This window comes from Mangrovibacter phragmitis (genome assembly GCF_001655675.1).
In the GTDB taxonomy this organism is placed as follows: domain Bacteria; phylum Pseudomonadota; class Gammaproteobacteria; order Enterobacterales; family Enterobacteriaceae; genus Mangrovibacter; species Mangrovibacter phragmitis.
Genome location: NZ_LYRP01000019.1, coordinates 1 through 2966, shown reverse-complemented (window position 1 = coordinate 2966; position 2966 = coordinate 1). Strand labels below are relative to the sequence as shown.

Below are 2966 nucleotides of genomic sequence, written 5' to 3'. Positions count from 1 at the left end.
ATTTATGCGTTGTCTGTTTTCTTTGATTTTTGCTGAGATATGACAGGCGGGTGTGGGGTGTGGCCTCTAAATCGTTGAGGCGTGCCTGGCGGGCCGGGGCTGCCTGCAGGACGCAGGCAGAGCGACGGGAGGCAGGAAGCCGACTCGGAGCGGTACCCGAACAGGCCGCCGGGGTAAGCCGAATGTCCGCGAAGCGGCGATTTTGCCGGCCACAAAAGGGGGTGCAGGGGGCCAGTGCCCCCTGCGGGCGCCGGGCGCAGTGGGTGAGAGGAAGCAGTATGGCTGATACGGCGCGCAACTGGCTCTGTGCTGGCAGATTATTGTTACAGTGGTGACTGTTGTGTTCACTGTGTCAGTGTGGCTGTTTCCGTTCACCTGGACTGATGTGAAAGTTCCGTTCACTTGAAGTCGGGTGGTTAATGTGACTTCACAGCCTGTGAACGGGCTAAGGGGGCTCGCCCCCTTTGCAATCCCCGTTTTCGCGGGCGACCGGTGCTGCGCACTGCGTTCACCTCCGGGCAGTCAGCCTGCGGCCGGCTCGACTCGGCATCCATGCCTCGGTTCGCCTTATTCCGCCATCCGGGCGGAATAACCTTGTCTTCCTTTCTCCGGTTCACCGGTCTTACGCGAACCGGCCTCGCTGCAAGTAGCGGGGTTTTTTGTGTTGTCAGGTGTGGCTGTTGAATTTATGCGTTGTCTGTTTTCTTTGATTTTTGCTGAGATATGACAGGCGGGTGTGGGGTGTGGCCTCTAAATCGTTGAGGCGTGCCTGGCGGGCCGGGGCTGCCTGCAGGACGCAGGCAGAGCGACGGGAGGCAGGAAGCCGACTCGGAGCGGTACCCGAACAGGCCGCCGGGCGCAGTGGGTGAGAGGAAGCAGTGTGGTTACCACGGCGCGCAACTGGCTCTGTGCTGACAGATCATTTTACTGTGGTTGAGTACTGTTTACTGAACCTGTTACCAGTGTGGTGGAAGTTCCGTTCACCTTGTGGTGGAAGCCTTACTCAAATCACCACGCCCATTCCGGCTAGACAGTTCGCTCCAGGCTGGATTATATGCACGAACTCCCCGTTTAGTCCGACTACCGCGCCTGTTCAGGTAACTGTTCTCTTGAGTCCAACCCTGAAAGACACGACGAATCGCCAGTGGCGGTAGCCATTGGTAACAGTCGATGTGCGAGAGAGGTTTAGAGAGTACTTGAAGTGGTGGCCGGAGTGCGGCTACACTGGAAGGACAGTTTTGGTGACTAGTCTCGCACAAGACAGTTACCCGGTTAAGCAGCCTGCAAGCTGACTTACCCTTCGATCAAACTGCCCTGCAAGGCGGTTTTTTCGTTTACAGAGCAAGAGATTACGCGCAGAAAAAAAAGGATCTCAAGAAGATCCTTTCAAAACTGCCTAACTATCTACATATTATTAGAAATTGAAGCCAACTCCTTTCCCCTACTCTCTGACATTCTAGCGATACACTCATTAATAGTGGTTTGATATGCAGCACTATTGCTATCAATTTGGAATGAGTACAATTTACAATTGGAGTCTCTAAATTTAATCCAATTTCTCTGCGACGTTTTAACGCTGGCTATTAATTCATTCTTCAAACCAACATCATTTATATATTCCGAACTTATTTTACCCATCAAAGATGAGTACTGCTCATTCAAATATTTATCAGCTTCATTTTTTTTATTTTCAGCGCACAGTCCCACTTGAATGGAATTATTTACATTGTCACAAATATCCGCGCCATATGAAAACGCGGAAAAAAACACAACAGCAACAACAATACGTTTCATTCGCTAGCCTCCAAATAATTAGCCCTATGCCTACCCGGCTCATACTGAGAAATAGCAAGGGTGTTTTTTATGTAGTCAATTAATTCCTGCTTGTTATTATTTGAACCAGCAAGCATTGGTTTTGGCCCTTTAGTAAAGCCCTGATAAACAAAATCAACCAGTACCTCTTGGATTGGAGGTGTTAACTCTACCCACGGTTTCGCACCAGAAACACCATTAGTCCATTTATTATAGTTTGAAATAGCACGCTCTACATATTTAGGGTATATGAGAGCAAAGAGAGACTCTTGTTGCTCTAACGTAATCTCCCCTATGTCATTTTTATTTGAGCTAACAAAATCATGTGCAGAATTTCCTTTTAGGCCTGCACCTTTAGATATTTTACCCGCCTGGCCGTTAGGTATTCCTGATGCAACCATATCTCTATATACATCAGCTTCAGAACGGTCCCCCATATCATAACCTCTCCCGAGAGTAACACCTGATAGATTATTGCCAGGCCAATGGATTACTCGGCTATAATACATAGATGATGGAATATCATTTCCTTCTGCATTGTAGGTCAGCTTTCCTTTCAGAGTTTTCTTTTGCGATTTTAGGGCATCAAGAAACTTCACCGGATGCATATGCCAGACGGGTTTTCCCTTGTCGAAAGGCGGTACCTGACTCATCCACTCCATGTTATCTAGCCACGTCCTGACATAGCCAGTCAGCAGCAAATCCATGTGTTTCAGGTAGTCCGTCCAGCGCAGATGGCTGCTGCCGCCAGACCACTCGCTGTCGTGTCTGATGACCAGACCGGCAACCAGATCCCTCACATCCATCTCCGGGTACTGCAGGGCCTGATGCAGCTCCCATCCGGACAGTTCGCCATGTAGTGGATCGGTAATTCAGGACACCTCGAAATCCTGTTAATGTTAAAACAGTGAAAATGAGGTGATGCATGATCAAAACTCGTCGGACTAAACGTACCTTTTCCCCGGAGTTCAAGCTTGAAGCTATCGAACAGGTGGTTAAATACCAGCGTGATGTCAGAGAAGTCGCGCTGGCACTTGAGCTCAACCCTGACCATTTGCGTAAATGGATACGGTTGTATAAGCAGGAACTTCAGGGTATTGAGCCCGCTGGTAATGCTATTACCCCTGAACAACGCGAAATTCAGCAGCTTAAAG

At 49.2% G+C, this 2966-nt stretch carries 3 protein-coding genes; 1 reads left to right on the top strand and 2 read right to left on the bottom strand.

All coding sequences use genetic code 11. From position 1 onward, the window contains the following. Positions 1-1404: 1404 nt before the first annotated feature. Positions 1405-1794, bottom strand: coding sequence for a lysozyme inhibitor LprI family protein (locus tag A9B99_RS13045; RefSeq protein ID WP_064598143.1), 390 nt, complete (start codon positions 1792-1794; stop codon positions 1405-1407). After that, entirely contained in the window at positions 1791-2612 is an 822-nt protein-coding gene (locus tag A9B99_RS24245) for a pesticin C-terminus-like muramidase (protein ID WP_231889190.1), read from the bottom strand. The genes A9B99_RS13045 and A9B99_RS24245 overlap by 4 nt, the downstream gene beginning before the upstream one ends. Positions 2613-2737: 125 nt before the next feature. Here A9B99_RS24245 and A9B99_RS13035 point away from each other — a divergent pair. Further along, positions 2738-2966 (top strand): transposase (locus tag A9B99_RS13035; protein ID WP_064598141.1); only part of this gene is annotated, 229 nt, incomplete at its 3' end.